At 64.9% G+C, this 2259-nt stretch carries 2 protein-coding genes; one reads left to right on the plus strand and one right to left on the minus strand.

The genetic code is table 11. From position 1 onward, the window contains the following. Nucleotides 1-1774, plus strand: a 1774-nt coding sequence (locus OXT71_06900; GenBank protein ID MDE2926109.1) for a DUF3418 domain-containing protein, incomplete at its 5' end; no start/stop codon positions are given. On the opposite strand, the gene OXT71_06905 is transcribed toward OXT71_06900, so the two are convergent. Then, the coding region (locus tag OXT71_06905; protein MDE2926110.1) for a 7-cyano-7-deazaguanine synthase at nt 1769-2259 on the minus strand (491 nt) is incomplete at its 5' end. The genes OXT71_06900 and OXT71_06905 overlap by 6 nt on opposite strands.

Genomic DNA, 2259 nt, shown 5'->3' on the forward strand with positions numbered 1-2259 from the left:
CAAGAAGATCGATCCCGATGACGCGACGCGTATCTTCATCCGCGAGGCACTGGTCGGCCTGGTCGGCGAAGGCCTGGTCGGCGAAGACCTGGCCGGCGAAGACCTGCAGACCCGGCACGACTTCCTGGAGCATAACCGCGGGATACGGCGGGATGCCGAGACCTGGCTGCTGCAACACCGAAACGCCTATCGCGTCGATCTCGACGAGGCCGCCTTCCGTTTCTACGAAGAACGGATCTCCGGGGTATCGTCGGTACACGACCTCAACCGCTTCATGAAGACTGCCGGCGCAGACAATCCTTCCTTCCTGCACATGGACATCGGGGATCTTACGGGTACCGCGGAAGAAGAGGCCGGGTCGGGCGGACCAGGCAGACCGGGTGGCCCAGGCCGGCCGGGCCGGCCGGAGGGCTTTCCGGAACATTTCAACCTGGAAGGCGATCTGCTTCCTCTGCAGTATGCCTGCCGCCCCGGCCGGGAAGAGGATGGGGTCACCCTTTCGCTACCGGCCGACCGGGTCCATCTGCTGGATCCCGAGACGCTGGAATGGCTCGTGCCCGGCCTGCTGCGCGAGAAGATCGAAGCCCTGCTCCGAGGACTGCCCGGAAGGAAACGCAAACAGCTCGTGCCCATCCCGGAAACGGCCCGGACGATCGCGGAGGACCTGGATCCTACCGCTTCCTCCCTGACCGATGCGCTCGCGGCATACATCGCCCGGCGGCACGGGATCGAGATCGAACCGGCGGACTGGTCGCCCGGTTCCGTTCCCGATCACCTGAGTATGCGCGTCCTGGTGACCGCGGAGGACGGAAGCACCGTCCTTTCCACCCGCGATCCGGACCGCCTGCACGCCGAAGTCACCGGCCGCGCCGCCGCCGTTGAATCGGAAGGATGGCGGAAAGCGGCGGAAAGCTGGGAGAAGTACGACCTGCGGGACTGGTCGGTCGGGGACCTGCCAGAAAGGGTCGAAATCGGACTGTCGGGAACCGTGCCCCAGTACGCCTATCCCGGACTGCTGGCGGATGACGACCTGGTGGATCTGCGCCTGTTCCGGGACCGGCATGAAGCGCTGCGTGAAAGCCGCAGGGGACTGGTTCGCCTGCTCGAACGCCGGATGGGCGACGAAATGGCCTGGCTGCGCAGGGACCTGGCGTTTCTGCGGAACCTCCCCGCCCTTGCGGACCATACCGGCGGGTTCGAAGCGCTGCAGGATTCCGCGTACGACCACCTCCTGGCCGCCCTGTTCACCCGGGAACCCCTGTATCCACTGACGGCCAAGCGCTTCGAAGAAGACATGGAGACCGCGCGGGGGCTGTTGAAGAAACTCCCCCGGTGGTTTCGGCAACAGATAGAAGCGCTGGAAAGGGTGGTCGGGGGGAAACTCGGAAAGGACGGCGCCTACCCCGGGATACAAGACGATCTCGACCGGCTGTTTCCACCCGATTTCCTGCGGAAAACACCCGCCGTCGAATTGCCCAACCTGGTCCGGTACCTCGAGGCGGTGGAAATACGTTCCCGCCGGGCCCGGGAGGACCGTTCGAAGGATCTGAAGAAGGCGGAGCGGATCAAGCCCTTCGACGAAGCGCTCAGGTCACTGAATACCCGGGACGACGTGGATACCGCCCTGTTGGATGAATTCAGATGGATGCTTGAGGAATACCGCGTGTCGGTGTTCGCCCAGGAGCTGGGAACCGCGCGGACTGTCTCGCCGAAGAGACTGGAGGAACTGTTGGCCCGGATCGACGCGGGCTTCCGCGAACCGGAAGCGTCATGAAACGTATCGCGTCGGATCCTCGATACCGGCTACTTCGAACCCGTTTCGCCGCAGGATGCAGGCGTCGCATCCGCCGCAGGCCGACCCGTCGTCCGCCGGGTCGTAGCAACTGGTCGTGAGGGCGTAGTCCACCCCGAGCCGGACCCCTGTACGCAGGATATCGGCCTTGGACATTTCGATGAGCGGTGCGTGGATGTGGAACCTGCCCTCGCCGGTCACCCCCGCGCGCGTGGCCAGGTTGGCCAGGTGCTCGTAGGCCGCGATATACTCGGGCCGGCAATCGGGATAACCGCTGTAATCGATGGCGTTGGCGCCGATGTACAGGTCGAATGCACCGAGCACTTCGGCCCAGCCCAGCGCGAAGGAAAGGAAAATAGTGTTACGGGCCGGGACGTAGGTGGACGGAATCTGCCCGGCCATGGTCTCCGGATCCTGGTCCCTGGGCACGGGGATGTCGTCCGTCAGCGCCGACCCGCCGATGGCCC

The sequence above is a fragment of the Acidobacteriota bacterium genome, from assembly GCA_028874215.1.
Lineage (GTDB): Bacteria > Acidobacteriota > UBA6911 > RPQK01 > JAJDTT01 > JAJDTT01.